Below are 25,940 nucleotides of genomic sequence, written 5' to 3' on the forward strand. Positions count from 1 at the left end.
CTGTCGGCACGGATCATTTGAAGCGGATCGGCTCCTGCAGCAGCGCGGGATCGATCGGCAGCCTGCTCACGCGCTTGCCCGTGGCCCGATAGACCGCCTCCGCGATCGCCGGCGCCAATCCGACCGATCCCAGCTCGCCAAGCCCCCTCGGCCCGTGCTCGTCGCCTTCCGGCAGCTCCTCGATCGCGTCCACCGTCACGGCTCCGCTCTGCTCGACGATCGTCGGCACGAGGTAGGTGTCCAGATTTTTGGTTAAATAATGACCGCCGCGCATGACCGCCTCCTCCGTCAGCGCGAAGCCGAGCGCCATGCTGCTGCCTCCCTCGATCTGACCGAGGTAGCCCTGCGGATTAACGACCGGGCCGGCGGCGACCGCATGATATTGCCCCACGACATGAACGCGCCCGGTCAACGTGTTCACTTCGACCTCCGCCGCGACGGCTGCGTACGAGTACATGTAATGCGCGCCGACCCGTTCAACGGGAGACGTCGGATAGGTGAAGTGCGTCTCTGCCGCGATCGGCTGCCCGGCAGCCTCGGCCAGCGCGGCGAGCTCGGCGTAAGCGATGAGCAGCCGCCCGTCCTCCGCGCCGCGAATGCCGTCTTCTCCAACCGCCAGCCTATCCGCGGGCAGCCCTAGCGCGCGCGCAGCGGCTTCGAGCAGCTTGCCGGCAAAGGGACCGCGCAGCCGGCGAAGCGATTGCCACATCATGCTCGTCGCGCGCGAGGCGGTCGTGGAGCCGCTGTCGGGAACGACGTCGGTATCCCCGATCGTGATGACGATGTCGCGCTCGGCGAAGCCGAACATCTCGATCAGCATCTGCGTCAGCGATGCGATAAGACCTTGGCCGAATTCCTCGTAGCCGAAGACGGCCTCGATTTTCCCATCGCCCCGAAGCCTCAGCCGCCCGCCCGCAGGATCGGGAATGCCGACGCCGAGACCTGCGGCGTGCATAACGTACGCCGCGCCGATGCCGCGCCTGAGCCACGGCGCGGACGGCGACTGGGCGGACGCCTCGCTTTTTCTACGCCAGAGCTCGCTTGCCGCAAGCGATTCCCACACCTGGGCGGCTCCGCCCGTCACCGAGATCGGCTGTCCGAGCGGTCCCGGGTCCTCCGCCCGCCGCAGATTGCGGCGCCGGAGCTCCCACGGGTCGATGCCGAGCAGCGCGGCAAGCCGATCCATCTGTCCCTCCAGCGCGAAGATCGCCTGGTTGCCGCCGAAGCCTCTGAACTCGCCCGACATTCCGTTGTTCGTGAACGCCGATACGGTGTCCACATCGACCGCCTTGAAGCGGTACGGACCGACGACATGCTCCGTCGCGAAGTTCAATACCTCCGCGCCGAGCGTCGAATACGGCCCTTTGTCTGCGATGACGTAAGCCCGATGCGCGACGAGCCTTCCGTCGGCGTCAACGCCCGTTTTCATCGTAATTTTCATCGGATGTCGCTTGAGCCCGGCGCGAACCGACTCCCATCTGGAATTGTGAAGCTTCACCGGACGTCCGGTCGCCAGCGCCAGCAATGCGCCGTACGGCTGCACGTTCAGCTCGTCCTTGCCGCCGAACGAGCCGCCGATCGGGCTGGACACGACGCGAATGTCCGTCTCGGGTTTTGCCAGGATACGGGCCAGCTGCATCCGGTCCATGAAGCCGTGCTGCGTCGGAGAATATGCCGTCAGCCTGCCGTCCTCGCCAGGCACGAACAGGCCGCCTTCGGTTTCCATATACGTATGCATCTGCCTGGGCGTGGAATACGTCTCCTCGACGATATGCGCGGCTTCGGCAAAGCAGGCCTCGATATCGCCGAACTTGTATTCGTTGCGGTGGAACACGTTGCCCTCGGGATAAAGCAGAGGCGAACCGTCCCGGATGGCGCGCTCCGGATCGTCGACGACCGGCAGCGGCTCGTAGTCGACCTCGATTGCCGCAAGCGCGAGCACCGCAAGCTCGTCGGACGCTGCGGCGACGGCCGCGACGGCATCGCCGATGAAGCGGACGCGGTCCTCGCAGAAGACCGGATAATCGGGACGGGCGATGCCGAAGCGGTTAAGCCCCGGCACGTCTTTTGCCGTGAGCGCCGCGTGTACGCCGGGAAGCGCCAATGCCTTGGATACGTCGATGCTGCGGATGTAGGCGTGCGGGTGCGGACTGCGGAGCACGCGGCCGATCAGCATGCCGGGAAGCGACAGGTCCGTCAGGTAAGCCAGCTTGCCCGTCACTTTGCCTTCGCCGTCGGGACGAACGCGCCAGCGGCGGCCGCTCGAAGCGCGGTTCAACAGCATGGCGTCCCCTCCTGTCCGGGCTCGGCATCGGCGCGATCGTCGATGCACGATTTCCAGCTCGCGGCCGCGACGAGATTGGCCGCCGTCATCCGCCGATATTCCTCGCCGACGAACGGATCCGGCATAGGCGCATATTCGTCCTTGACCTTCTCGTGCAGCGACGCGAGCAGCGCGGTATCCGGCACTCGGCCCGCGATCAGCGCCTCGGCGGCCGCCAACCTGGCGGGAATCGTCGTTCCGCCGCCGGCCGATATGGCGATGTCCGCGATCGTTCCGCCTTCGCCGAACGAGACGTTCAGCGCGACGTTTACGACGGGCGGGATAAAGGCTTCGCGACGGCCGACTTTATGAAAAGCGCAAAAACGCCTTGTCTTCGAGCTCGCGGAAATACGATAGATGGCCGGCAGCAGAATCGCAGTCAGCAAACCGGGTGCGCCGCCAGAGCCTGCTCGCTCCCGCTCTAGCCAAGCCGACAGCGGTTCGGCATGCGCGCCCGCGCCATCCTGCCAGACGAGCGCCGCATCCAGCGCGAGCAGCGCGGTCGCCATGTCTCCCGTGCGAGAAAGCACATTGCCGCCGATCGTCGCCAGATTGCGGACGGACGGCGCAGCGATGACGCGCGCGGCTTCCTTCACGAGCGGATACGCCGCCGCAAGTCCGGGATGACTGCGACATTCCGCGAGCGTGGTCAGCGCGCCGATTCGCCAGCCGCCGCAACCTTCGTCCGACGGCCCGACGCCGGTCATTTCCGCCACGCCCGACAGATCGATCAAATGAGCGGGGTACGGGGCGAGCCCCGCCTCCCATTGCGTTCGCAGCAGCGTGCCTCCCGCGACGACTACCGCTCCCGCTCCAAGGTCCCGCTTGAGCCGCCAAGCCTCGCCGGCGGTGGAAGGATGCCATACGAAGGGAGACTCGAAAAGAGAATTTGCCATCGCGCGCTCCCCCTTTTGCCGCAGCTAGAATCGCTGCTCGCGGATATACGGCAGCCCCAGCGATTGCGGCGTGCCGGACAGCTTGTTGCGGCTGCGCCAGCCGAGGTACATAAGCACGAGAATCGTGACGATGTAAGGAATCATCTTGAGGAAGTAAGACGGGATCTCGCTGCCGATCAATTGAATCTTGAAGCCGATCGTGTCCATCGCGCCGAAGAAGTAGGCGCACAGCAGCGCGCGCACCGGGTTCCAGCGGGCGAAAATAATGAGCGCGACGGCGATCCAGCCGCGTCCGGCGGTCATCCCTTCGGTCCAGGTCGGCGAGTAGGCGAGCAGCATGTCGGCGCCGGCCAGGCCGATCAGAATGGTGCCGGCGATGACATAACCGTAGCGGAACGTCTGCACGCGGATACCCATGACGTCCGCCGTCGCCGGATTGTCGCCGATGGCGCGCAGGTGCAATCCCCATGAGGTGCGGTGAATGTACAAGTGAAGGACGACGACCAGTACGAAGCTGAGCCAGGTGAGCACGTTCAAGTGGCCGAACACGTCGCCGAGGAACGGTACGCCGTCCAAGAAGTTCAAGTCGAGCTTCGGCACCGAGCCCGGTATCGGCGTGCCCGCGACCGACTTGCCGAGATAGGCGCTGAGTCCCGTGCCGAACAGCGTCATCGCCAGACCGCTCACCGTCTGGTTCGCCCTGAGCGTTACCGTCATGAAGGCATGTACCAGTCCGAGCGCGATGCTGATGCCGGCGACCGCGAGCAGCGCCAGGGGCAAGCTGCCCGTGCGGATAAACGTCATGCAGGAGATGACGGCGCCGAGCAGCATGATGCCTTCCGCGCCGAGCTGAATAATGCCGGAGCGCTCGATCAGGATGCCGCCCAGCGCGGCGAACAGCAGCGGCGTGCCGGAAGAGATCGCGGCGACGACGATCTGCGTAAATGTATCCATGGTCGATCTCTCCTCTCCTAAGCGTTGCGCCGCAATCTGAACTTGCCGAACATGCCGCCGGCGATCAGGAAGAACAAGATCGCGCCTTGAATCATGTTGGAGATGGACGACGGCAGGCCGATCGTCTGCACGCTGTAGCCGCCGACGATCAGGCCGCCGAACAGGACCGCGGAAACGACGAGCAAGGCCGGATTCAGCTTGGCGAGCCAGGCGACGATAATCGCCGTATAGCCGTAGCCCGGCGAGATACCGTACATCAGCCTATGCGACACGCCGGACACCTCCGCCATGCCGGCGAGACCCGCAAGGCCTCCGCTGATCAGCATCACGAGTAAAATGTGTCTTTTGATCGGAATGCCGGCGTTTTTGGCCGCTTCGGGATTGGCACCTATGAGCCGCAGCTCGTAGCCCCATTTCGTGTATTTGACGAGCAGTCCGTACAGAACGACGGCGACAAGCGCGAACGCGAGCCCGAGGTGAAGCCGCGTATCGCCCAGCGCAGGCAGCGTCTGCGCTTCGTTAAACATCGGGGTGCCTGGGAAATTAAAACCTTTCGGATCCTTCCAGGGTCCGAACACGAAATAGTCGAGCAGCAAAATCGCGACATAGTTCAGCATCAGCGAAGTAACGAGCTCGTTGACCTGAAAATAGGTGCGGGGAATCGCCGTGAGCAGTCCCCATACGCCGCCGGCGGCGATGGCGAAGACGACCATAAGCGGGATCGTGCCGTAAATCGGCAGATTCGGGAACCAGATCGTAACGGCCGTCGCCGCGACTGCCCCGACGAGGAACTGCCCTTCGGCCCCGATGTTCCAGACGGAGATGCGGTAAGCGATCGCCACGCCGATGCCGCACAAGAGGAGCGGGATCGCCTTGACGAGCGTCTCGGTAATGCCGAACGAGGAGCCGAAGGCGCCTTTGATCATCTTGGCGTAAACGGCGATCGGATTCATGCCGTTGGCGGCGATGAATATGCCGCACAGCACGAGCGCGAGCAAGATGGAGAGCGGCGCGATCCACCACGGATTGCCGGCGCCCGACGGATCGATCTCGATCCGGTACGAAAAGCGCCTGCGGCGCGGCGCGTCGGCCGGTTCGAGCGGCAGCGCGGACGCGGCTTGGGTCTTGCTCATATCGCTTCCTCCTCCGCTCCGTGCAGTCCGGCCATGTACATGCCGATCGTTTCCCTGTTCGCCTCGCCGCGGCGCAGTTCGGCGACGATGCGTCCGCCGAAAATGACGAGGATGCGATCCGACAGCTGCATGACTTCATCGAGATCCTCCGAGATGAGCAGTACGCTCTTGTCCTCGGCCCGCAGCTTGGCGAGCAGCCGGTGCACGCCCTCGGTTGCGCCGACGTCGAGCCCTTGCGTAGGGTGCACCGCGACCATCAGCTTCGGATCGTGATGGATCTCGCGCGCAAGCAGCAGCTTCTGCTGGTTGCCGCCCGACAGCTGCTGCACCGGCGTGTCGATGCCGGGCGTCCGCACGTCGAACTCGTCGACCAGCCGCTGGCCCCAGGCTTTGTTGCGGCCGATGCGCAGGAAGCCGAGCTTAGCCCGATCCGCGGACCGGTAGGACTTGAACAGCAGATTGTCGACAAGCCCGAGACTGCCGGCAAGGCCGCTTTTCATGCGATTTTCCGGCACATGCGAGATGCCCGCTTCGATCGCGCCGCGCACGGATGCGTTGCGAAGCGCCCTGCCGTCGAACTCGATCTGTCCGCGCCGCCAAGGAATCAGGCCGGTCAGCACCTCGGCGAGCTCCTTCTGGCCGTTGCCCGCAACGCCGGCGACGCCTACGATCTCACCGGCGCGAATGCTGAGCGACAAACCGTCCAACGCTTTGCGCCCATGCTCCGCCACGACTTCCAACCGGCTCACCTCGAGCAGCGTCCTTCCCGGCGTTCGGGCAGGCAGTTCCCGCTGCGCGGCGACTTCCTTGCCGACCATGAGCCTTGCCAGCTCTCTCTCGTTCGTATCCTTTTTGTCGATCGTGTGGATCATTTTCCCTTTGCGCATGACAGAGATGCGATCGGCCACGGCCATGACTTCCTTCAACTTGTGCGTCGTCACGATGACCGTCTTGCCATCCGCCTTCATCGCCCGCAACGTCTCGAACAGCTGATCCGCCTCGCCGGGCGTCAGCACGGAAGTCGGTTCGTCCAGAATGATGAATTGGGCGCCCCGATACAGCGTCTTGACAATCTCCACGCGCTGCTGCTCGCCCACCGACAGCTGCCAGATCGGCCGGTCGACCGGGAAAGCGAGTCCGAACTTCTCGGCCAACGCCCCAATTTCCCGCTGCTTGTTTTTCATCCAGTTCGAACCGCGCCAGAAGGATGAACGCTCGCCAAGCACGATATTTTCCGCGGCCGTAAGCGTCGCGACGAGCCTAAAGTTCTGGAACACCATGCCGACGCCAAGCCTCGCTGCATCCTTCGGCGAGCGAATGCGGACTTGTTCGCCCCGGAGCAGGATCTCGCCGCTCGTGGGGCGGTAGACGCCGGACAGCATGCACATCATCGTGCTTTTTCCGGCGCCGTTTTCCCCGAGCAGCGCATGGATCTCTCCCGCTCCGGCCGCAAAGTCTACGCGGTCGTTGGCGACGACCGCGCCGAACTGCTTGACGATCCGGCGCATCTCGATAGCGTGCATCTTTGTTGTCCTCCTTCGTTGCGGGCGCTCAAGGGATTTTGCCCGGTGCCTGCATGCGGACTTACTGCGGTATCGTGCCTTCTACGCCTTTGACGAACCAGTTCATTTCGAGAATTTCCGCGTCCGAGAGCAACTTGCCGCTCGGGACTTTTTCCGCGCCGCTCTGATCGAGGATCGGGCCGCTATAAATATTGTCTTCGCCCGCGAGGAACTTCGCCTTCTGGTCTTCGACCAGCTTTTTCACGTCGTCCGGAATGCTCTCGCCGAGCGGGGCGATATCGACCATGCCGTCCGTGAAGGAACCCAGGTATTGCTCGTTGGTCCAGGTGCCGTCCATCAGCGCTTTGACTTTCTTCACGTAGTACGGGCCCCAGTTCCAGATCGGGTTCGTCAGGTAGGCCTTCGGCGCGTAACGCGTCATGTCGGAGTCGTTGCCGCCCGCCATCGCGCCCTTCTCCGCAGCCGCCTGGAGCGATGCCGGAGAATCCTGGTAAGCCATCAGCACGTCTGCGCCCTTATCGAGCAGGCTCATCGCCGCATTGCGCTCGGTCGTCGGATCGAACCAGGTGTTGGTCCAGACGACGTCGACCTTAACGTCCTTGTTGACGGTTTGCGCGCCGAGCGTAAAAGCGTTGATGTTATAAACGAGTTCGGGGATCGGAAACGCCGCGACGTATCCGAGGTGGTTTTTCTTAGTCATCTTGCCCGCCGCGATGCCGCTCAAATAGCTGGCCTCCCAGTTTTTTCCGAAGTAAGTCGCCATGTTGTCGTTCGTTTTGTAGCCGCCCGCGTGCTCGAACTTGACGTTCGGGAACTTCTTGGCGACGTTCAGCGTGTAGTCCATGTAGCCGAAGCTGGTGGTGAAAATGATATCGTGGTTTTGAGCGAGCTCGGTGATAATCCGCTCTGCGTCGGCGCTTTCCGGTACGTTTTCGACCGTGTCCGCCTTGATGCCAAGCTCTTTCTCCATGTATTTGACGCCTTGATCGTGTTGATACGTCCAGCCGCCGTCTCCCGGAGGACCGATATAGACGAACGCGACGCGGGGATTCGGGATGCCTGTGCCGGTCGAAGCTGCCGACGGCGACGACGATGCGGTTGATGATGCGCCGGACGAAGCCGGCGAGCTTGCGGAGGCTGACGCCGACGGGCTCGCGTTACCATTGTTGTTCGAATTGCCGCAGCCCGACAGGACGAGCACCATCATCACGACAAATGCAAGACTTGCGCTCCAAGTGCTTCTGATTTTTTTCATACCGTTCCTCCCCGACTCCCTGTTTGTTGGTCGATTTGGCCTGTGCCAATGACGTAATCCCACTATAGAACCGCGTCATTTTAACGTCAACATAGATGACATGTCGTTGGAGAATCGTCTAAATCATGCTTATCCGAATTGTGCACGGCGCACTTCCGAATGATCGAGGCGGGATTCGGGATATTAAAGGCGTTTTAATGCGAATATCCGAACGATTGAGAATACTCAAGCTTTGCAGCCTGCCAATCCGCCGGCGTATCCACATCTATGGCAAACCGCGCTTCTTCTACAGGTATACGAATACCAGGGTATACTCCGCCATTCATTAGCTTTCTCGCTCCCGCATCGCCTTCAAGCGCTTCTAAAGCATCGTACATGCGAGGAGAAAAGATTGCAGGAGGGGCCGAAAAACGGCCATAATCGCAGGCTATATAGTCAAGCGAGGGGGAATCCTCAAAAACGCGCACTAGACGCTCGAACAGCGGCGGCGTTAAAAACGGCTGATCGGCTAAAGCGATGATCACCGCGTCCGGCGAATGTCTCCGGGCGGCCCGAAGACCCGCCCGAATCGAATGAGAGATGCCTCGCTTCGATTCCGAACTGCGCACGATCACCGCGCCGGACGCGTCATTCAGCCAATCGAGCGGATCCATCGGCCGGACGACGGCGATAAATCGCGACACCGCGCCGCATGCACGCAACGCCCCCCATCCCTTTTCGCCAAGACGCTCACCATCCGCAAACGCCAGGGACAGCTTGTGCTTGCCCATTCTGGCGCTCTGCCCGGCCGCCAGGTAAATAGCAGCGATTTTCAACCCGTTCATCCGCTTCACCGCTTCCGTTTTTTCGTCTGACCGCGATTAATTCCGCGGCGATGCTGACCGCGATCTCCTCCGCCCCTTCCGCGCCGATCCGCAGGCCGACGGGCGCCCTGACAAACGGCGGCATCGGAAGCCCGTCGAACAGATGGGCGATGCGCCGGGCGGAGCCGATCACGCCGATATACGCAAGCCTCGCGGGCAACAGCGCCTCGATCAGCGCCCTGTCCTTTTGCATCTGATGACCCATCACGAGCGCATAATCGGGCGGACCCGCTCCCAGCTCGACCGCGACCTCGGCAGGCGAACCGCATATGAGCTCCGCGCCGGGAAACCGCGCGACCGAGAGCAGTCCCGGCCGCCAATCGACCACGACCACGCCGAACCCGAGCGCGCCGGCGATTCTCGCAACAGGCTCCGCGTCGAAGCCTGCGCCGAACAGCAGCAGCCTCGGCCGGGGCGTCACATTCTGCTCGAACAGGAGCCGCTCGAACCGGCTTGCTGCCGGCACCGCCGGACGATCGGCCGTCCGCTTAGCCCGAACCTCGTATGCGATCGCGGCTCCGTCCCGATAGCGAATAATTGAAGTTTCCTCCCCGGCCCCAAGCCGAGCCCCTACCTCGCGAAACGCATCGGCAGCCTCGCCGGCCAGCGGCTCGAGCAGCACTTTAATGACGCCGCCGCAGCCCAAGGCATCGCCCCAGATCGCGTCCTCCTCAGGCCTCATATCGTACTTCACGATCTCGCAGCGGCTTTCCGCCAGCAATCGCTGCGCCCGTTCGAGCAGATCGCGCTCAAGGCAGCCGGGGCTGATCGTCCCGCGCGTTCTGCCGTCTGCGTACAGCAGCATCATCGCGCCTGGCTTGCGGTACGCGTGTCCCTCTACGCCAATGACCGTCGCAAGTACGGCGGGGGCGGCATCCGTCATCCAGCATTCCACGATTTCGCAGGCTTCCATGCCGCCTCCCCCTTTTGGTTCAAACGCCGATCCGCGCCAGCAGCGCCTTGAGCGAACGGTCCGACTCCTTTAAAACGCGACGGCGATCGACCGTCAACACCTTCTTGCCCGACATGACAACCTTGCCGTCGATGAGCACCGTGTGTACGTCGCCGCGCGTCGCCGCGTACACGACGCGGGAGAAGATGTCGGCATCGAAGGAAGGATAAACATGAAAATCCTCCAGGTCGAGCAGCTGCAAATCCGCCTTTTTACCGATTTCGACGCTGCCGATCTCGCTCTCGAGCCCCAGCACCTCGGCCCCGCCCATCGTCGCCATTCGCAGCACCTTCCGCGCGTCCATGACCGTCGGTCCGTGCTGCACCTTTTGAACAAACGCCGCAAGGCGCATTTCCTGAAACATATCGAGGTTGTTGTTGCAAGGCGCGCCGTCGGCGCCAAGACCGACCGGTATATTCATCTCGAGCAGCGCCGGCACCTCCGCGATGCCGGAAGCCAGCTTCATGTTAGATCCGGGGCAATGCGTCACCTTCACGCCGCGCTTTTGAATGATCGCCTTTTCCGTTTCGTCGAGCCAGACGCTGTGCGCGAGGATCAGATTCGGACGGGCGAGACCGATATGATCCAGATAGACGACATTGCGCATGCCGCGTTCGGATTCGACCAGCGCGATCTCGTCCCGATTTTCCGAGGCATGGGTGTGCACTCGCACGCCGTATTCCGCAGCCAAATCCCGTACGCCGATCAACAGCTCTTCCGTGCACGAGACGACGAAGCGGGGGCAAAACGCGTATTGGATCCGTCCGTTCGCGGCACCATGCCACTTCTCCAGCAGGTCGACGCTCTCCTGAAGCGATCGCTCCGTCTTTTCCTGCAGAGCGAGCGGCACCTCCGTGCCATGATCCATCATCACCTTGCCGGAAAAGGCGCGAATCCCGCTCTCCTCGATCGCCCGAAATGCCGCGTCCGTATGGTGAACCGTCTCCATGTCGAGAATCGTCGTCGTCCCGCTCCGGATCAACTCGCCGATCCCTAGCAGCGCGGAATAATAGACCGAATCTTCGCTGTGCGCGGCTTCGAGCGGCCAGATACGTTCGCGCAGCCAATCGATCAAAGCCAGATCGTCGGCCCTGCCGCGGAACAGCGTTTGGCATAGATGGATATGCGTCTGTACGAAACCGGGCAGAAGCACCTTGCCGTCCGCCTCGATTATCTCCGCATCCGGCGCGTCGATGTCCGAGCCGATCCGTACGATCGCGCCGTCCTCGATAAGCACGTCGCCGGAGATTACTTCGTTGTCGCCGTTCATCGTCAAGATAAGGGCGCCCTTTATCCATATTTTAGAGTCCGCCTCTGATTTCATCGCAGCCGTCCTCCTCTATATAGAAGCCATTTTTCATCAATCGCCCTTAGCGCGCTTTGGCAGCCGTCCTGGACGCTTCGCCGGAGAGCATTTTCCGAAACTGAAAAACCAGCTTGAGCCGCAGCAGGTCGTTGACCCGCTTGAAATCGACGTCGAGCAGTTCGCCCAGCTTCTCGATCCGGTAGGTTGCCGTATTCCGGTGAATGAACAGTTTTTTTGCCGTCTCATTAAGCTGACCGTCGTTGTCCAGATACGTCTCGAGCGTCCGCATCATCTCTTGGACATAATCCGGATCCTTGCCCTCGAGACCGGCCAGCAGGCGGTCGCAATAAGTCACCATTCGCTGGCTGGACACTTGCTCGAAAATGTAGGCGAAATCCAGCGATTCATACCGCACCACCTCGCCTCCGAGCCCCCACTGCAAGGAGAGCCTGTGCGCTTCACCGCATTCCCGGTACGCCTCGGCCAGGTGGGCCGCTTTCTTTTTCCGGCTGCTGACCGCGGCCTTCGCGTTTCCCCGCAGCTCGCCCTTCATCCCCGCTATACAGCTTGACAGCGCTTCGGACAGCCGGTCTTCTTCGCCGACCGCATCCCGTTCCGGAAATAGGGAAAGCACCCCCTCCTCCAGCACGACATGCGTGCCCGACAACCCCTGAATTAGCGCATGGCTTAAAAATTCGTTTTTCAGCGCGTCCAGCCGTTCCTCCTGTCGTTCCCCCGGGCTCAAGGACGTACATACGGTCAGCACGCAGCGGTACGCGCCTTCGAACAAGGCCAACTCCCACTTGGCCGCATAGGACTCCAGCGATTCGTGAGACATGCCGTTGCGAAGATGGCGCTTGACCATCTGGCCGAAATCCCGCTGGATCGACAGCTCGAGATAATCCTCGTAATTGAAGTTCAAATGAAACGAGAGCAGCTCGGCAGCCTGGCTGTACAAACTCTCCTCGATCGCCGACAAATAGATGCGGGGCGTAAAAAACAGCACATGCCCCGTACAGCGCGCCGACTTCATCAGCGGTACGCCAAACGCCTGCCAGCCCTCGGTTTTGAGCCACTTGCCATGCGAGTTCCAGGGCCAGTCGGCCAACAAATCCGCGTCCGCGTTGTCCGACCCGTTGTATACCATCTGCCCGCGCGAACCGATCACGGCGATCGGCTCGCCGATCACCTCGGCTACGGTCTCGAACAGCTCCCGGACGTGATCGGAACGAAGCGCGAAACGCATGAGCCGCACCTGCTTGTCGAGCACGTCCTGCAGCATGCCGGTGTTCTTGCGCATCTCGGCGTTGAACAGCCCGTTCATCTGATCGGAGAAAGTGAATGCATACGGCAGCTCGATCAGCGGGAACCCCAATTCGTCGGCCTTGCTCACGAGCGCTTCCGGAATGGACGTCCAGAAGCGGCCAAGCTTGATGCCGAGCCCCGAAGCTCCCCGCTGATGAAGCTTGTGCAGGAAAGCAGCCGCTTCCTCCGGGTCGTCCTTGATCAAATACGCCGTCGTGAACAACATTTCGCCTTCCTTGATCCAGTCCGCGATGTCCGGGGCGTCCATCACGTTAACCGACTTCACCACCCTGGACCGGCCACTCCCTCCGGCGATCAGCTTTCCTTCCGAGAGCGGGTATACCGCCAACGCCTGTTCAACCGTCAGATGCATATTTCTCACTCCTTGGATCATGATCGAAGTCCAACGATACTTATATGTTAATATATATTACATATTAGTTCCGAATTCTTATTTTGACAATCAATAATGTTATGTTTATTAACGTTTGTTTTTGGAAACGATTGCGGCAGCCACAAAAGAAAAAAGCCCTCTCGCCGTTAAGGGCGTGGAGGACTTATCCTGTCGGTCGCTTGCAGATATCGCTGCGCAAGCCGTTCCAATCCAGTTCATGCCGGGCAAAATCATTTCTGCCAAGCTGGCGGCGCATCGATGCCGGCCGCGTCAAGTCAGCCGCACGCCTCTGCGTATCGATATACGCTCCCTTGGCCTGTCGTACACGAGATCCGCTACGCTGTCGGCCCGAATAAGCGCAAAGTCCGCGGGCGCGCCAGGGCGAAGCGTCCATCCTTCGATACCCAGCGCCTTCGCCGCATGGTCCGTGCACATGCCAAGCAGGCTGCGCGCATCCGCCGCGGTCCCCATATATGCAGTCTGCGCGAGCAGAAGCGCGATATCCAGCGGATCGCCCGTACCGAAGGGCGTAAAGGCATTGCGGACATTGTTGGTCCCGTAGCACACATTGACGCCGGCATCGAGGAGGAGGCGGACCGGCGTAATCCCCCTGCGAACGGCATGCGTATCTCCGCGTCCGTTCAAGTACAGATCGGTCGCCGGCAGCGCGAAAACGTGAATGCCCGCCTCGGCCATTCCGTCGGCGATCCGGCGCGCCCGATCCGGCGGCACCGAACCAAGCGAGGTTAGATGACCGACGCAGACGCGGCCCTCCAATCCGTAATCGCGCGTGCAGCGAATGACGTCCAAAATGGCGAGCTGCCCGGGATCGTCGGAGAAATCCAAATGAAGATCGACGGGCAAACCGGCGTCGGCGGCAAGCCTGAATACGAACGCCAGATGCTCGGCCGCATCGCGATCGTTGTAAGGTATGCCGCCTACGGCATCCGCGCCGCGACGCACGGCCTCGCGCAGCAGCCCCTCCGTTCCCGCACGGTCGAAGATCCCTTCCTGCGGGAACGCAACGAGCTGCAGCGCCATCCGTCCGGCCAATTCCTCCTTGAGCGCCAGCGCCGATTCCAAGCTGAGCAGGCCGAGCACCGGATCGATCTCGACCTGCGCGCGCAGCAGCGCCACGCCGTAAGACAGCGCACGCTCGAGCAGTCGGCGCGACCGCCTTGTCACGTCCTCGAGCGTATATTCCGGCTTGAGCGCCGCCGTCATCGCGATCGCTTCGCCGAGATTCGCCGCCGGCCGCTCTAGCCTTTCGGACAAAAAGGCTTTGTCGAGATGAACGTGCGTCTCCACGAGGCCTGGCGTAACCACATATCCCGATGCGTCCAATGCGCATCTCCCCGCCTCTGCATGGTCCGGCCCGGCAGGCAGGATCCGGAAGATCGCTCCGCCCCGTATCTCGATGTCGATCTTCTCGCCGCTTGACGGGTCCAAGGCCCCGGCGATCCAATCATAGGTTTGCGCTGCCACAGCACGTCCGCCCCCTCTTGCTGCGTTTTATCCGATTTTAAAAATGCCGCCCCATCGCTCCGCCAACGCAGGCTGCGGCACGCCAGCCATGCGAAGCGCCTGCCAGGCCGTGACTGCGACCGAATCCAGAACCGGCTTCCCCAATTCCGCTTCGATGGCGGCCGCAAGCGCGGCCCCGTCCATGTTCGTGCAGACGACGGCGACCGCGTCGACCTCGGTATCATGTGCCGCGTGCCGTATGAGCGCCTCGACCGTGTCGGCTGCGACGCAAGCGAACTGCTCGTTGACATGCAGGCCGCAGCCATGCCGTGCCGGACAAGCAAGCCCGAAGCTTGCGTATTGCGCGGCGATCGCTTCATTGACGTCATCCGTGTAAGGCGTGACCAGACCGACGCGCCGAATGCCGAGCGCTTCATAGGCATCCAACAGCGCGAGCGAGGACGTCGTCGCCGGAATGCCCGTCGCTTGCCTGATCGAATCGCAAATATCGCGGTCCCGCTCGAGACCGAGCCAGCTGCCCGACGTGCCGTTCCAGACGATCACGTCCACGAGCGCGTCCGCCAACAGCCGCGCGGCGGCTAACATCGGCTCAAGCGCGAACTGCGCGCCCGCATCTTCTTCCAGCGTGATTCGCGTGACGGGCAGCCGGGCATAGTGGACGCTCGCGCCGGCCACGCCAGCCATCAGCGCCGACGTAACCGGCTCGAGCACCGTGTTGGAGGACGGCGTCAGCATGCCGATCCGCTTGCGCCGCGGGGCCAGCCGGACGAAGGGCCGCGTCGCTTGCGGCCTCATGCTTCCTGCGGATCGTACAGCGTCAGATCCGCCATAATGCCGCAGCCGGGCACCCATAGCTCCCGGTTGATCTCGACCGCCGTCACCGCCGGCTTGTGACCGTCCGCAAACGTCTCTCCCCAGGCCTCCATCGCGCCTGCGTAAAGACTCAAGTCCGTAAAATACAGCGTGGCCTTGACGACCTGCTTCAGATCGACGCCGGCCGCATCCGCGATCCGCCTTGCCTTAAGCAGAATGTATCTCATCTGCAGCTTGCCGGGAATGCCGAAGTGCGGCAACCCCGGAGGCGGCGAAGCTTCGGCCGCAAGCCCGACGCCCGGATCGGTCGCCATCAGGCCGCTGAAAAATACAAGATCGTCCGCGCGTACCGCCGCCGGCTCCTTGCTCTTCGGCGCCCAGCCGCCGACGACCGGCCGCTTCAGATGCGCAGCCTCCGGCATAAGCAGGTCCAGGCCGATCTCGACGCGGCAGCCTCTCGCGCCGATCTCGACGCTCGGCACCAGGATGCGCGCGGGCGCTTGGGCCGGATCGGGGAACCACTTGGCCCAAGTGTCTTCGAATGCCGAGTAATCGGCCGGATCTGCCAGATAGACATACGCTTTGACCGCGAGCGCCAGGCTCGTGCCCGCTTCCTCCGCCACGCGGCTCAGCCGGTCGAGAATATAATCCGTCTGGCGCGCGCACGGCTCGTCGCCCCAGAACAGCCCGCCCGTGCGCGCCTCGGGCGCCAGGCCGACAAGCTCGCCGCCGTCGTATATTCCCGCGCCCCAATTCCCTTTCCAGTCCGATGCGAGATCGCCCGACAGGAACACCCACTTTCCCATCCGCACGCCCTCCGCGAACCCCGCCGCCGGCTTGGGCAAGCCCGGCGCGGATACTTTTTCCGGTATATCGCCGTCAAGCCTCGCCGTAAAGTCCGCCTCCACCTTGGCGCCCGCTACGAGCGTGCCGCGAACGCCGATGCCCGTGCTCGGCGGGCTAAGCTTCTTGAAGTAACGATTTTTCTCCTGCACGTAACGCTTGTTGTTAACCGTGAGATCTTGCATACGGTAGCCCGGAGACGCCATGTCGGCGACGTACCATTGATTGACGCGCACGACCTGTTCGGGCCTGGCGCCTGCCGCTTCCACGATCGCGCCGACGCGGCCGTACAACACGGCCGCCTGCTTGCCCATCGCATTTTGATAATACGGGAAAGCTTCGGGCACGATCGCCTCCGGCGCGAGCCCCGTCACCAGATCGGAGGCGGACTGCCCCGAAACGAACAACCAGTCGCCCGCCCGAATCGCCGGACTGTAGGGGACGCTCAGACGGGGCATCCCCGCCGGCCATACTTCCTGAATTTGATGCGACACGCTAGATCCGCCTCCCCGAATTGTCACTTTTCTGCCCCTCTTGTTTTGGACGGCTATCGGCGCCGCTACCGTCTAGGCCCTTTCGCCTTCAAGACAATGAAGCCAAAAACGCCGTGAGCGATGCCGCCAGGCGTTCGGGCGCCAGCTTGTGCACCTCGTGGCCGACATACGCAAGACGCTCCGTGCGTATGCCGGGATTCATCGTCCGCAGCTCCTCTTCCGCCTCCTCGGATATGAACGGCGCAAGGCCTGCGGACAGAAGCAAGGCAGGCAGGCGCAGCATGCGGTAATAAGCATGGAACGGCTCTGCGTTCATCGCCGCGTAGGACTGCTCGATCGCGGCCGTCGCGCACGATTGCAGCTCCAGCGCTTTGCGTTCGTAGTCGAAGCCGGGCGTCGTGTAATAAGCCTTAAAATCGTCGTAACGCCCTTCGTCGATCGCCCTTTTCGGCTCGAGAAACCGGGACAGCGGCAGCGGAAACGCCGAACGGCCAGGGCCCGAGAGCGGCGGGTCGACGAGCACGACGCCGTCCGCCATAGTCGGGTGCGTCGCCGCGAATGCCGCCGCGATCCGCGCGCCCATCGAATGGCCGACCAGCACGGGACGCTCCGCGTAGCCGTTCAAGCTGTTGCAGACGACCAGCAAGTCCTCTATATAATCGGCCATCCGATAGCCCGACTCCGGCTTGAACGATTGGCCTCTGCCGCGCAGGTCGAGCGCCATCGGCCGAAGATGGTCCGGCAGCTGCCTCATGAGCGGCTCGAAGGCGGATGCGTTCTCGGTAATGCCGTGCAGGAACAGCACGGGCCGCCCTTGCGGCGCGCCGCATTGCAGCAGGCGCAGACGAACGTCCCCCGCCCCGCTCAATATTGCGGTATTCACGTCGTCCGTCCCGGTACTTAGAATCGGCAGTGTCATTGGCGCCTCCCCCTTCAGGCCTTTTCCAGCTCGACGGACAGCCCCTTCGTCTCCAAGTAGTCGAGATACCGTTTCGCGAGCCATTTGTTAAGCTGCGGCAGCGTACGCTCAAGCGCCGCGTACCGTCCGCGCCTCGACAGCTTCGAGTACAGACCTTTCTGCAGCGAGGCGTTGGCCGCCAGATCCTGCGCGTTAATTTCCTGTATGCTCTCGTTGGCCTGTTCGTAACGCTCCGCAAAGTCGGGCAAGGCGACCGTTTCCGGCGGATACAGCAGTCCCGACCGGAACAGAATCTTCCCCGGGCCGTCAGGCAAAATGATATTCCAGAACACTTGGTCGGGCATCAGGCCGAGCGTCAGCATCGGCGGCACCGTCGCGATCGTCATGCGCTGGCGCTGCTGGGCGGTAAGCCCTTCGATCGGAGGGAAGTTCGCGGTCATGTCCGGCGAAAACCCGGCATCCATATGCGTAAAGCCCGTCGGGTGCATGATCTGTCCGTCTCCGTCCTCGTAATCGACGAAGCCGGCGAGCTGGCTCGGCGCGAAATCGTGAGGACCTTTATGCAGGTAATTGGTATGGTAAGGCTCGATCGACGACTCGATCATAATCTTCCAATTCCACTCGCCCTCGATATCGACGAACGGCATCGCCGTAAGCTCGTTCAGGCGATAGTTTGTCATCTCCTCGTCGAGCTTGGCGAGGGTCGGAGCAAGCGGCGGCGCATCCGGGTCGTAGTGGGCGAAAATAAACCCGTTCCATATTTCAACCTTAAGCGGCGGGAGGCTGTGGTCATGACGAAGAATGTCGAACGGCTCGATGCGGATCATTTCCGGCGCCGAGATCAGTTCGCCGTCCATTCCGTACGTCCACCAGTGAAGAGGACAGCGGAAGTTTTTGCAGTTGCCGGCGCCTTCCGCGACAAGATGGCCGCGGTGCTGGCAGACGGCGGAGATGACATGGATGCTCATGTCCTTGGCGCGCGTCACGATGATCGGGTCGTCGTTCAGCTGCAGCGTATAGTAATCGCCCGGATTCGGCACCTGCTCCTGCCGTCCCACGCACAGCCAGCTGCGGCCGAACACCGCTTCCTTTTCGAACGCGAAGAAGGAATCGCTCGTATAGCATTCGGCGGGCATGGACCGCGCCTCCTTGGTCTCCAGCAGCGAGGCGCCGAGCTCGGACAGCACTTCAAGGACGTCGTGCGTAACTTTATAAGCCATATTCGCTTCCTCCTCGATTAGAAAAAGTTGAAAGGGCGATGAACAAACCGGCCTTTATGCCGGAACGAACGGCTCGCGCAGCGCGAACAAACGCTCGGCGGCGGCCTGCGCGGACTCGCGAATCTCTTCGGCATCCGCCGTCATGAGCTTGCGGCCGAGCACGAGGGGCTTGCCGTCCACGAATACATGGCTCACGTCAGCGCCCGAGGCCGAATACACCAGATTGCTGACCGCGTTGTCGTATTTGCCACGGATAACGGGCGTCAAGTGATGCTTGCGGAAGTCGACGGCGATCAGGTCCGCCTTCTTGCCGATCTCAAGCGAGCCGATCTCGCCGTCCAGCCCGAGCGCCCGCGCGCCGTCGATCGTCGCCATCCGAAGCGCAGTCTCGGCCTTGATGACCGTCGCGTCCAAAAGGCGAGCCTTCTGCAGCAGCGGCACGAACTTCAGCTCTTCGAGCATGTCGAGATTGTTGTTCTCCTTCACGCCGTCGGTGCCGATGCCGACCGTGACGCCGAGATCGAGCAGCTCCTTGATCGGCGCGATGCCGGAGGCGAGCTTCAGATTGCTGACCGGACAGTGCGCCACCGCCGTTCCCGTACGGGCGAGCAGCTCCCGCTCCGAGTCCTGCAGCCAGACGCAGTGCGCAAGCACCGTCCGCGGCCCGAGAATGCCGCGATCGTAGAATAGCTCGACAGGCCAACGCCCCGTCGCGGCATGCAGCCGTCCGGCCATCTCGATCGATTCTTCGCCGTGGGTGTGGATGCCGGTATCGTACTTCTCGGCATAGGCGGCGGCTTTGCGGTAAGCATCCTCCGTGCAGTAGGTCAAATGCTCCAACGCGAACCACACCTGGATTCTGCCGTTTGCCGTTTTGTTGCGGTCGAGCACAAGCTGCACGTTTTTGTCCAGGGATTCGAAGTAATCCATGCCGGGCTTGTCGACCACGTAGGGCGCCAGCGTGGCGCGCAGCCCGAGCGACTCAGCCGCATCCGCGCACTTGTGCATGTACCGGTACATGTCCATCACGCAGGTCGTCCCGGACAGGAGCGCTTCGGTATAGCTGAGGCGTGCCGCGGCGAACGCGATATCCGCCGTTAAGGCGCGATGCTTCGGATCGACGTATTTGGTCAGCCATTCGAAAACAGGCAAATCCTCCGCCGTCCCCCGGATCAGTCCCGAGTGCAGATGCAAGTTAACGAGTCCCGGCAGCAGGACGTGTCCCGTCGCATCCAACCGCTCCGCGCCCGCGTATTTGCTCTCAAGCGCGACCGACGGACCGATATCCGCGATCCGCCCTTTCTCGATCAGCAAAGCGCCGTCGTGGATCACTTCATCTTCCGGATTCACCGTCACAATCGTGGCATTCGATATCAGCAAGCTGTCGTTCATCGCATCCCTCTCCCTGCCGTCGTTAATGAATTGTATATCCGCCGTCCGCCAGCATCGCGCTGCCAGTCACGAAGGACGCAAGCGGGCTGCTCAGAAAAAGAATGCAGCTCGCGATCTCCTCCGGGCGCCCGAGTCTGCCAAGCGGATGCATCGCGATCAAATCGCCAATCGTGCCCTGCGGACCGCGTTTTCCTTCGAATTGCCTGCGCAGCAGCGGCGTATCGACCGCGCCGGGGCAGATGCAGTTGACGCGAACGCCGTCCGCCGCCGTCTCCAGCGCCAGACTGCGGGTGAAGTTGACGACCGCCGCCTTGGAAGCCGTGTAGGCCGTGAAGCTGCCGGCGCCGACAAAGGCGAGCTGGGAAGCGGTATTGACGATACAGCCGCGCGAAGCTCTAAGCATGGGCAGCGCCGCTTTGCAGCACAGGAACACGCTCTTGAGATTGACGTCCATGATCCGGTCCCAAGCCGCTTCGGTCGTTTCCTCCAATCCCGCCACCAGTTCGACGCCCGCATTGTTGATCAGAATGTCAAGACCGTCCCAATGCCGCCGCAGACGCTCGAACGCATCCGCTACCGCATCGGAATCGGACAGGTCTGCCGGCAGCTGCAAATGGCCATCCGCGATACGCTCCTTCTGGAATGCGATATCGTATATGGCCGTTGACGCTCCAGCTTCTCTGAAAGCCGCCGCAGCCGCTGCGCCGATGCCGCTAGCGCCGCCGGCGATCAGCACTCTTTTGCCTGCCAGTTCCATCATGGCTCCGCCCTCCTTGCCGCAAAGTTCAAGACCTGCCATGGCGCTCTGCCCGGACGCCCGGCCGTATAATGCATCTCCAGTGTGCTAGCGTTCCAGATCAGGCCGCTGAGCGTCACGTGGGGCAGCGCCGCACCGGAACGCCCGTATACGACGCCGTCCGCGCAAATATCTCCGGGCGCCGCAGCGTCCGCTCCGGCGCCGCCCTTGCTCGCGAGCATGGATGCCAGCGTCGACAACGCCTCCTTCTGGCTGGCGCCGGAACGCACGAGCGCTTCGAGCGTGCCCCGAGCTCTGACGAGCCGAAGCTCGCGATCCGATCGGATCGCCTCGGGAAGAGCAGCCTGCTCGGCTAGCTTAAGTCCGAACGCCTGATTGCTCCGCGCGGTCCAGCCTTGCGCCGTGTCGTCGTGCCAGGCCGTATCCGCGCCCTCGTGCTCGAATACGAACAGCTTGCCTTCGCGGTCCGCGATGACATGGCTGCCGCCGACCGTCGGCTCTGCCGCCGCGCGGTAGCGCTCAAGCATGAGCGCGAGCGCTTCCTCCGCAGTGCCGCAGCGCGCCAAAGCCTCCGCTTGCACGCTCCCGCGCAGGTCGTTCATCCAAAACCGCTCTGCGGGACGGCCGTCCCGCGCGGGAAGCTCGCAGCCGAAATAGCTGCTGATGAGCGTGACGCCCCGTTCGTTCATGCCCGCGTTGATGCCCTTTTGGGGCTGGATGCCATAGGCCAGCGAGACATAGCCGCTCTCCGCGCCTGCGATGCCGTGCCAGTAGCCCACCGGGGGAGAGTCCGAGTTTTTAAATCCCAGCAATACGGCTTCGCCGTTCGCCCCCCTGCTTGCGATCGCCCCGATTGTGCACATCCGCCTGGATCCCCCCTTTCGTCCGTCTCGGCCCTGTTCTAGGCTCGGATGGCTTCGATGGATTCATTTTAGTGGCGAATTCGCAATCCAGACAACCGCATACGCGAACGTTTGTCATATTAAATAACATGAATGCTCGTTTTTCGTTGATCCGCATGACTCAGAATCATAAATCAAGTCAACTTTTCGCACATCGTTTCGACCCACTTTGGGTTTCTTGAGATTAGTTGGCTGTACCATCTACTCATTCTCGATAGAGTGTCTTATAATATAGAAGATTAATGTCATATATAATTCATAATTGTTATTTTATGTATATCCTTTAGGGGAACGCAATGATGATTGCCGCACCGTCCAGCACGCAGGTTTTAGACAGCAAGTCCGTGCTTGCCGCAATGGAGCACTCGCTCGCCATGATTCAATTCGGCACCGACGGCACCGTATTATGGGCGAACGACAACTTCGCTCGCGCGATCGGATACCGGGCGGAAGAGCTGCCCGGCATGTCGCACAAGCAATTTTGCACCGAGGCGTTCGCCGGGAGCGCCGAGTACGGACGGCTCTGGTCTAATTTGCGCGAAGGCGTCAGCTTCCAGGAGAAAATTCAGCGCGTGACCAAGGAAGGACGAATCATCTGGTTAGAAGCGACTTATATGCCTGTCGTTAGATACGGCGCCGTAGAAGCGGTTCTCAAGGTCGGCACGGATATCACCGCGCGCCAGGAAAGCGAGATTGCGCAGCTTGCGATGGAGCTCCGGCGGCTGGCGGAATGTCTGCGGACTCGCGCCGACGACGGCATCGGCAAAAGCCGCGAGGTCGCTGCGGCGATCCGTCGGATCGTGGAAGCGGCCGGTGACAACAGCCGCTTGTTCGCGGATTTGCAAAAGCAGACGGATACGATTAAAGGCGTCGTGCAGGCGATCCGGGAGATTGCCTCGCAGACGCAGCTTCTGTCGCTCAACGCAGCCATCGAGGCGGCGCATGCGGGAGAATTCGGGCTGGGCTTCGCCGTCGTCGCCCAAGAGGTGCGCAAGCTGTCCGAACAGGTCCGCGAAGCGACCAAGCAGGTGCAGTACGGCGTCAAGGAGATCGTCGCCGCCACGACCGGCATTCATGCAGGCGCCGGCCGGCTGGATGCCGCCGTGAGCGACAGCGCGCGCCTGATCGAGCAGGCGCTGCTGGAATTCGAGGGCATAGGGGGAGCCGCGCAAGATTTGGACGCCAAGGCGCGCAGCCTGACCGATTGCATGTAAGGTCGCGTCGATGATGGCGAGGTCCTACGGTTTGGCTTTAACTGGCGCTTCTTCGCCGAGGTTGGGCGCGAGACTTTGACATGCAGCTCTAACTGGAGCTTCTTCGCCCTGGCCCTGTGCTTAGCCATGCCATGAAACGCCTTGGCATACTCGGCAAGCACTTGCTACGGAAATAAAAACGGGATGAAGCCATTTTTCAAGCTTCATCCCGTTTTCGTTTAATAGGCCTTTTCTTACGCTGCGATCGGACGCCGCCTTGAAGGCGTCGGATGTGTATCTTAACGGTGCCCGTATCGCATGCCGCGAACTCATGCACGGCCTATACGCCGCTGCCGAACCACCGCGGCAGTACGCCAAGCATTCGGCCAAGGGGCTCGGCGGCATATTCGTTGACAGGTGCCTCGAAATGATCGCTGTTCGACGTCCAGTTCAACTTGCCCTCCACGACGGCGGGCAAGCTGAGCCACGCCTTGGACTTGGACAGGCGCTCCCATGACGCTTCCGCTCCGGGGTCCCGGCCTCTGTGAACGAGTATCCGGTCCGCGCCAAGGCGCGCGAGCGTATCGGGAGCGACCGCTTTTAACCAGGAGACCCCCTGCTCTCTTAATCCTTCTGGCTCGCCGAAACCCAAATCGTCGTAAAGCAGCGTTGCAGCCCGCCGGCCGCATATTTCCACGCCCCGTCCGCCGACGACGAGTACGAGCAAGGCATCGCCGCGGACGCTTTCTGTCAACCGGTCGCGCGTCGCCGCGACGGCGCGATCGTAGCGGGCCAGCCATTGCTCGCTTTCCGCGTCGCGATCCAAAAACGATGCCACCCGCCGCAGATGCGTGCGCCAATCTTCCTCCCAGTCCAACAACAGCGTAGGCGCGATTTCCCGCAGCTTGTCCTGCTCGTCTTGCGGGAAAAACGAACCGATGCCGACGATTTTATCCGGCCGCGACTGCAAGAGTACGTTCCGGTTAAATTCGTATTGATGGCTTAGCGGCGCCTTCACTTCAAAGGCATACCGGTTCCGGTAGTAATCCGTCCAATATTGGTCCGTCGGCGCGGAATAAGGAATCGTCCTGAGCGCCAGCAGCTGTCCGACGTTGACCCAGCTGTATGCGGCGATGCGTCGCTTCTGATTGCGCTGGTAGACGGCCGGAGCGATCCCGGTCTGCTTTTTGAACAGGCTGCTGAAATAACTCTCGCTCGTATAACCGATTGTCTCGGCGATCTCGCCGAGCGAGGGACCGCCGCTTTCGTTCAACAGCCGTTTGGCGTCCCGCATCCGAAGCTCCGTCCGGTATTCCACGACGCCCCTCCCGTATTTTTCCTTGAACATTCTCATGAAGTGGAACCGGCTGAGCCCCGCGACGGCGGCCAGGGCTTCAATCGTTATGTCTCCTTTGTAACGGTGCTCGAGCTCCATGCGCGCCGCCTCCAGAGCTCTTTCGGTCTGCTGCTCCCGGCAGCTCAGCGCCAGGCTCAGCAGCTCCAGCAGCACGGCTTCGCACCGGAGGCGATCCGACGGCAGTCCGGTTTTCCAGCCTGCGCCGATCGTGCCGAATAGCCGGCCGGCATCCGAAGCCGAAGGCAGCTGAACATACGGCGGAAACGGCAGCCTCGGCGGCACTGAGGTCTCGGCGCGCTGCGCCGTGTCCAAGTCGGGGGGCATAAAAGCATAAAATTCAAGCATCAGCAGCTCGGTCGGAAGCCCCGAATAGTTCGTCAGCTCGATCAGGCATCCCGGCAAGCAGACGAAAAGCGCCCCGGGCCGCAGCGCATACGACCGCCCGTCGATGACCAGTCGTCCGCCGTGCGCGTTCGACAGCAGCAGCGCAGGCGACTTCGTCTCAATGAACCGCCTTTCCGCCGGACCGCTTTGCGGCTCTTCGCGGATCGTGACGACATCCAGCAGCCGATAACAGAGCAGACCTGCAGCCTCTGGCTGCAGGTCGGAAATCCCGTTACGCATGGAGATCATTCAGCACGTCATCCATAATCAAACCGCTTGCAATCGAATTCAGATTGAACCAATAGCCTGAGTCCGCTTCAAATACTTGTCCGGCTTTTACGGCCTTCAGCGCCTTCCAGAGCGGGTTATCCACCGGGGGCGCGGCCCGTCCGGGACCGGAGATGACGAAGATATAATCGACGTCCGCGAGCTCGGCAAGCTTCTCGATCGAATACGTCTCATAATTGCCGCTCACCACGGCCGGCTGTTTGAAGCCAAGCGCCTGATACAAAGTGATGCCGCCATAGAAGTTCGGGCCGAACAGCTTATAGCCCTTCTCGTCGACGCCCTGCATCAGAACGGCGGTCTTGTCCTTCGGCAGATCGCCGAGACGCGACTTGGCATCCGCCAGCTTGTCGTCGTACTGCTTAAGTGCCGCAGCTGCGGCATCTTCGTCGTTCAGCAGCTTGCCGAGCTTCTCCAGATTGCCCCGCCAGTCCGAATCGTTGTCCGACAGCACGTACGTAGGCGCTACCTGCGCGAATTGCTCGTAGCTGCCTTCCGGCACGTATACCGGAGACAGGAAGATGATAAGGTCGGGGTTATAGGAGAGCGCCTCTTCAGGCTTTAATCCATCGTCCATTTTAAGCAAAGGAACGTCGGCGAGCCTGTCCTGCAAATATTGTTGGGGAACGCCGCCTGCGCTCCACTGCGCGACAGGCTTGATACCGAGGGCGCTGAGCGGATCCTCCAAAAACGGCGCGATGATGCGCTGTGGATGCGCCGGCACCTTTACTTCGTGTCCGGCGGCGTCGGTAAGCAAGCGGTATTCCGCCGCAATGCTCGCTTCGGCGGAGGACGCCGCTGTCGACGCAGTTGCTTCGGCTGTCGCCGCAGACGTACCGGATGCCGTTTGAGAAGCGGAAGAACCGGCGTTCGTGCTGCCGCAGGCGGCAAGCACAGCAATAAGAACGACGAGTGAAACGAATTGCGCAAAACGAATGAATCTGTTCATGTTCGAGGACCCCTATGCAATTGATATTGATTATCATTCTTAC

21 protein-coding genes are annotated in these 25,940 nt (G+C 61.8%); 1 reads left to right on the forward strand and 20 read right to left on the reverse strand.

What is annotated here, in order from left to right:
• Nucleotides 1-13: 13 nt before the first annotated feature.
• From pucD to ACFOTD_RS01155, 18 genes are all read right to left on the reverse strand, one after another.
• The gene (gene pucD, locus ACFOTD_RS01070) at nucleotides 14-2,284 is read right to left on the reverse strand and encodes a xanthine dehydrogenase subunit D (protein ID WP_378114880.1); all 2,271 of its coding nucleotides are present in this window, start codon (nucleotides 2,282-2,284) and stop codon (nucleotides 14-16) included.
• The gene (locus ACFOTD_RS01075) at nucleotides 2,275-3,219 is read right to left on the reverse strand and encodes an FAD binding domain-containing protein (RefSeq protein WP_378114882.1); all 945 of its coding nucleotides are present in this window, start codon (nucleotides 3,217-3,219) and stop codon (nucleotides 2,275-2,277) included. Before ACFOTD_RS01075 ends, pucD begins: the two co-directional genes overlap by 10 nt.
• Before the next feature lie 24 nt (nucleotides 3,220-3,243).
• On the reverse strand, nucleotides 3,244-4,173 hold the full coding sequence (locus ACFOTD_RS01080) for an ABC transporter permease (RefSeq protein WP_378114884.1): 930 nt from the start codon (nucleotides 4,171-4,173) through the stop codon (nucleotides 3,244-3,246).
• A 17-nt stretch (nucleotides 4,174-4,190) separates the two neighbouring features.
• Complete coding sequence (locus ACFOTD_RS01085) at nucleotides 4,191-5,306, reverse strand: ABC transporter permease (protein WP_378114886.1); 1,116 nt, start codon at nucleotides 5,304-5,306, stop codon at nucleotides 4,191-4,193.
• A complete protein-coding gene (locus ACFOTD_RS01090) occupies nucleotides 5,303-6,829 on the reverse strand; it encodes an ABC transporter ATP-binding protein (protein ID WP_378114888.1) in 1,527 nt (508 codons plus the stop codon). The genes ACFOTD_RS01085 and ACFOTD_RS01090 overlap by 4 nt, the downstream gene beginning before the upstream one ends.
• A gap of 61 nt (nucleotides 6,830-6,890) precedes the next feature.
• Complete coding sequence (locus ACFOTD_RS01095) at nucleotides 6,891-8,084, reverse strand: BMP family ABC transporter substrate-binding protein (RefSeq protein ID WP_378114890.1); 1,194 nt, start codon at nucleotides 8,082-8,084, stop codon at nucleotides 6,891-6,893.
• A gap of 194 nt (nucleotides 8,085-8,278) precedes the next feature.
• Nucleotides 8,279-8,854, reverse strand: coding sequence for a nucleotidyltransferase family protein (locus ACFOTD_RS01100; protein ID WP_378114892.1), 576 nt, complete (start codon nucleotides 8,852-8,854; stop codon nucleotides 8,279-8,281).
• Nucleotides 8,814-9,860 carry an XdhC family protein gene (locus tag ACFOTD_RS01105; RefSeq protein ID WP_378114894.1) on the reverse strand — a complete coding sequence of 349 codons (1,047 nt, stop codon included), beginning with the start codon at nucleotides 9,858-9,860 and terminating at the stop codon, nucleotides 8,814-8,816. The genes ACFOTD_RS01100 and ACFOTD_RS01105 overlap by 41 nt, the downstream gene beginning before the upstream one ends.
• A 19-nt stretch (nucleotides 9,861-9,879) precedes the next feature.
• The gene (locus ACFOTD_RS01110) at nucleotides 9,880-11,223 is read right to left on the reverse strand and encodes a 5'-deoxyadenosine deaminase (protein WP_378114896.1); all 1,344 of its coding nucleotides are present in this window, start codon (nucleotides 11,221-11,223) and stop codon (nucleotides 9,880-9,882) included.
• Nucleotides 11,224-11,269: 46 nt separating this feature from the next.
• On the reverse strand, nucleotides 11,270-12,883 hold the full coding sequence (locus ACFOTD_RS01115) for a PucR family transcriptional regulator (RefSeq protein ID WP_378114898.1): 1,614 nt from the start codon (nucleotides 12,881-12,883) through the stop codon (nucleotides 11,270-11,272).
• A gap of 291 nt (nucleotides 12,884-13,174) precedes the next feature.
• Nucleotides 13,175-14,389 carry an amidohydrolase family protein gene (locus ACFOTD_RS01120; protein ID WP_378114900.1) on the reverse strand — a complete coding sequence of 405 codons (1,215 nt, stop codon included), beginning with the start codon at nucleotides 14,387-14,389 and terminating at the stop codon, nucleotides 13,175-13,177.
• A gap of 27 nt (nucleotides 14,390-14,416) precedes the next feature.
• A complete protein-coding gene (locus tag ACFOTD_RS01125; RefSeq protein ID WP_378114902.1) occupies nucleotides 14,417-15,184 on the reverse strand; it encodes a maleate cis-trans isomerase family protein in 768 nt (255 codons plus the stop codon).
• On the reverse strand, nucleotides 15,181-16,539 hold the full coding sequence (locus tag ACFOTD_RS01130) for a RidA family protein (protein WP_378114904.1): 1,359 nt from the start codon (nucleotides 16,537-16,539) through the stop codon (nucleotides 15,181-15,183). The genes ACFOTD_RS01125 and ACFOTD_RS01130 overlap by 4 nt, the downstream gene beginning before the upstream one ends.
• Nucleotides 16,540-16,627: 88 nt before the next feature.
• Nucleotides 16,628-17,458: an alpha/beta fold hydrolase gene (locus ACFOTD_RS01135; protein WP_378114906.1), complete on the reverse strand. Its 831-nt coding sequence runs from the start codon at nucleotides 17,456-17,458 to the stop codon at nucleotides 16,628-16,630.
• A 14-nt stretch (nucleotides 17,459-17,472) separates the two neighbouring features.
• On the reverse strand, nucleotides 17,473-18,678 hold the full coding sequence (locus tag ACFOTD_RS01140) for an aromatic ring-hydroxylating oxygenase subunit alpha (protein WP_378114908.1): 1,206 nt from the start codon (nucleotides 18,676-18,678) through the stop codon (nucleotides 17,473-17,475).
• 54 nt (nucleotides 18,679-18,732) lie between these two features.
• On the reverse strand, nucleotides 18,733-20,070 hold the full coding sequence (locus ACFOTD_RS01145; protein WP_378114910.1) for an amidohydrolase family protein: 1,338 nt from the start codon (nucleotides 20,068-20,070) through the stop codon (nucleotides 18,733-18,735).
• Between the two features lie 22 nt (nucleotides 20,071-20,092).
• Nucleotides 20,093-20,830 (reverse strand): SDR family NAD(P)-dependent oxidoreductase, encoded by a 738-nt coding sequence (locus tag ACFOTD_RS01150; RefSeq protein WP_378114912.1) that lies wholly within the window; start codon nucleotides 20,828-20,830, stop codon nucleotides 20,093-20,095.
• Nucleotides 20,827-21,690, reverse strand: coding sequence for a C45 family peptidase (locus ACFOTD_RS01155; RefSeq protein WP_378114914.1), 864 nt, complete (start codon nucleotides 21,688-21,690; stop codon nucleotides 20,827-20,829). The genes ACFOTD_RS01150 and ACFOTD_RS01155 overlap by 4 nt, the downstream gene beginning before the upstream one ends.
• Nucleotides 21,691-22,025: 335 nt before the next feature.
• Here ACFOTD_RS01155 and ACFOTD_RS01160 point away from each other — a divergent pair, with 335 nt between their 5' ends.
• Nucleotides 22,026-22,943: a methyl-accepting chemotaxis protein gene (locus tag ACFOTD_RS01160; protein WP_378114916.1), complete on the forward strand. Its 918-nt coding sequence runs from the start codon at nucleotides 22,026-22,028 to the stop codon at nucleotides 22,941-22,943.
• A 319-nt stretch (nucleotides 22,944-23,262) separates the two neighbouring features.
• On the opposite strand, the gene ACFOTD_RS01165 is transcribed toward ACFOTD_RS01160, so the two are convergent.
• Together ACFOTD_RS01165 and ACFOTD_RS01170 are read right to left on the reverse strand one after the other, a co-directional pair.
• On the reverse strand, nucleotides 23,263-24,912 hold the full coding sequence (locus tag ACFOTD_RS01165) for a helix-turn-helix domain-containing protein (protein WP_378114918.1): 1,650 nt from the start codon (nucleotides 24,910-24,912) through the stop codon (nucleotides 23,263-23,265).
• The gene (locus ACFOTD_RS01170) at nucleotides 24,896-25,897 is read right to left on the reverse strand and encodes an ABC transporter substrate-binding protein (protein WP_378114920.1); all 1,002 of its coding nucleotides are present in this window, start codon (nucleotides 25,895-25,897) and stop codon (nucleotides 24,896-24,898) included. The genes ACFOTD_RS01165 and ACFOTD_RS01170 overlap by 17 nt, the downstream gene beginning before the upstream one ends.
• Nucleotides 25,898-25,940: the final 43 nt, after the last annotated feature.

Source organism: Cohnella sp. GCM10012308 (assembly GCF_042649185.1).
In the GTDB taxonomy this organism is placed as follows: domain Bacteria; phylum Bacillota; class Bacilli; order Paenibacillales; family Paenibacillaceae; genus Cohnella.

What these genes read in the sequence shown, in the direction of transcription:
- ACFOTD_RS01165 (WP_378114918.1), bottom strand. Translation starts at nt 24,912, where the DNA reads ATGATCTCCATGCGTAACGGGATTTCCGACCTGCAGCCAGAGGCTGCA.
- pucD (WP_378114880.1), bottom strand. Translation starts at nt 2,284, where the DNA reads ATGCTGTTGAACCGCGCTTCGAGCGGCCGCCGCTGGCGCGTTCGTCCC.
- ACFOTD_RS01095 (WP_378114890.1), bottom strand. Translation starts at nt 8,084, where the DNA reads ATGAAAAAAATCAGAAGCACTTGGAGCGCAAGTCTTGCATTTGTCGTG.
- ACFOTD_RS01145 (WP_378114910.1), bottom strand. Translation starts at nt 20,070, where the DNA reads ATGAACGACAGCTTGCTGATATCGAATGCCACGATTGTGACGGTGAAT.
- ACFOTD_RS01090 (WP_378114888.1), bottom strand. Translation starts at nt 6,829, where the DNA reads ATGCACGCTATCGAGATGCGCCGGATCGTCAAGCAGTTCGGCGCGGTC.
- ACFOTD_RS01125 (WP_378114902.1), bottom strand. Translation starts at nt 15,184, where the DNA reads ATGAGGCCGCAAGCGACGCGGCCCTTCGTCCGGCTGGCCCCGCGGCGC.
- ACFOTD_RS01075 (WP_378114882.1), bottom strand. Translation starts at nt 3,219, where the DNA reads ATGGCAAATTCTCTTTTCGAGTCTCCCTTCGTATGGCATCCTTCCACC.
- ACFOTD_RS01135 (WP_378114906.1), bottom strand. Translation starts at nt 17,458, where the DNA reads ATGACACTGCCGATTCTAAGTACCGGGACGGACGACGTGAATACCGCA.
- ACFOTD_RS01110 (WP_378114896.1), bottom strand. Translation starts at nt 11,223, where the DNA reads ATGAAATCAGAGGCGGACTCTAAAATATGGATAAAGGGCGCCCTTATC.
- ACFOTD_RS01080 (WP_378114884.1), bottom strand. Translation starts at nt 4,173, where the DNA reads ATGGATACATTTACGCAGATCGTCGTCGCCGCGATCTCTTCCGGCACG.
- ACFOTD_RS01155 (WP_378114914.1), bottom strand. Translation starts at nt 21,690, where the DNA reads ATGTGCACAATCGGGGCGATCGCAAGCAGGGGGGCGAACGGCGAAGCC.
- ACFOTD_RS01140 (WP_378114908.1), bottom strand. Translation starts at nt 18,678, where the DNA reads ATGGCTTATAAAGTTACGCACGACGTCCTTGAAGTGCTGTCCGAGCTC.
- ACFOTD_RS01160 (WP_378114916.1), top strand. Translation starts at nt 22,026, where the DNA reads ATGATGATTGCCGCACCGTCCAGCACGCAGGTTTTAGACAGCAAGTCC.
- ACFOTD_RS01100 (WP_378114892.1), bottom strand. Translation starts at nt 8,854, where the DNA reads ATGGGCAAGCACAAGCTGTCCCTGGCGTTTGCGGATGGTGAGCGTCTT.
- ACFOTD_RS01085 (WP_378114886.1), bottom strand. Translation starts at nt 5,306, where the DNA reads ATGAGCAAGACCCAAGCCGCGTCCGCGCTGCCGCTCGAACCGGCCGAC.
- ACFOTD_RS01105 (WP_378114894.1), bottom strand. Translation starts at nt 9,860, where the DNA reads ATGGAAGCCTGCGAAATCGTGGAATGCTGGATGACGGATGCCGCCCCC.
- ACFOTD_RS01170 (WP_378114920.1), bottom strand. Translation starts at nt 25,897, where the DNA reads ATGAACAGATTCATTCGTTTTGCGCAATTCGTTTCACTCGTCGTTCTT.
- ACFOTD_RS01150 (WP_378114912.1), bottom strand. Translation starts at nt 20,830, where the DNA reads ATGATGGAACTGGCAGGCAAAAGAGTGCTGATCGCCGGCGGCGCTAGC.
- ACFOTD_RS01115 (WP_378114898.1), bottom strand. Translation starts at nt 12,883, where the DNA reads ATGCATCTGACGGTTGAACAGGCGTTGGCGGTATACCCGCTCTCGGAA.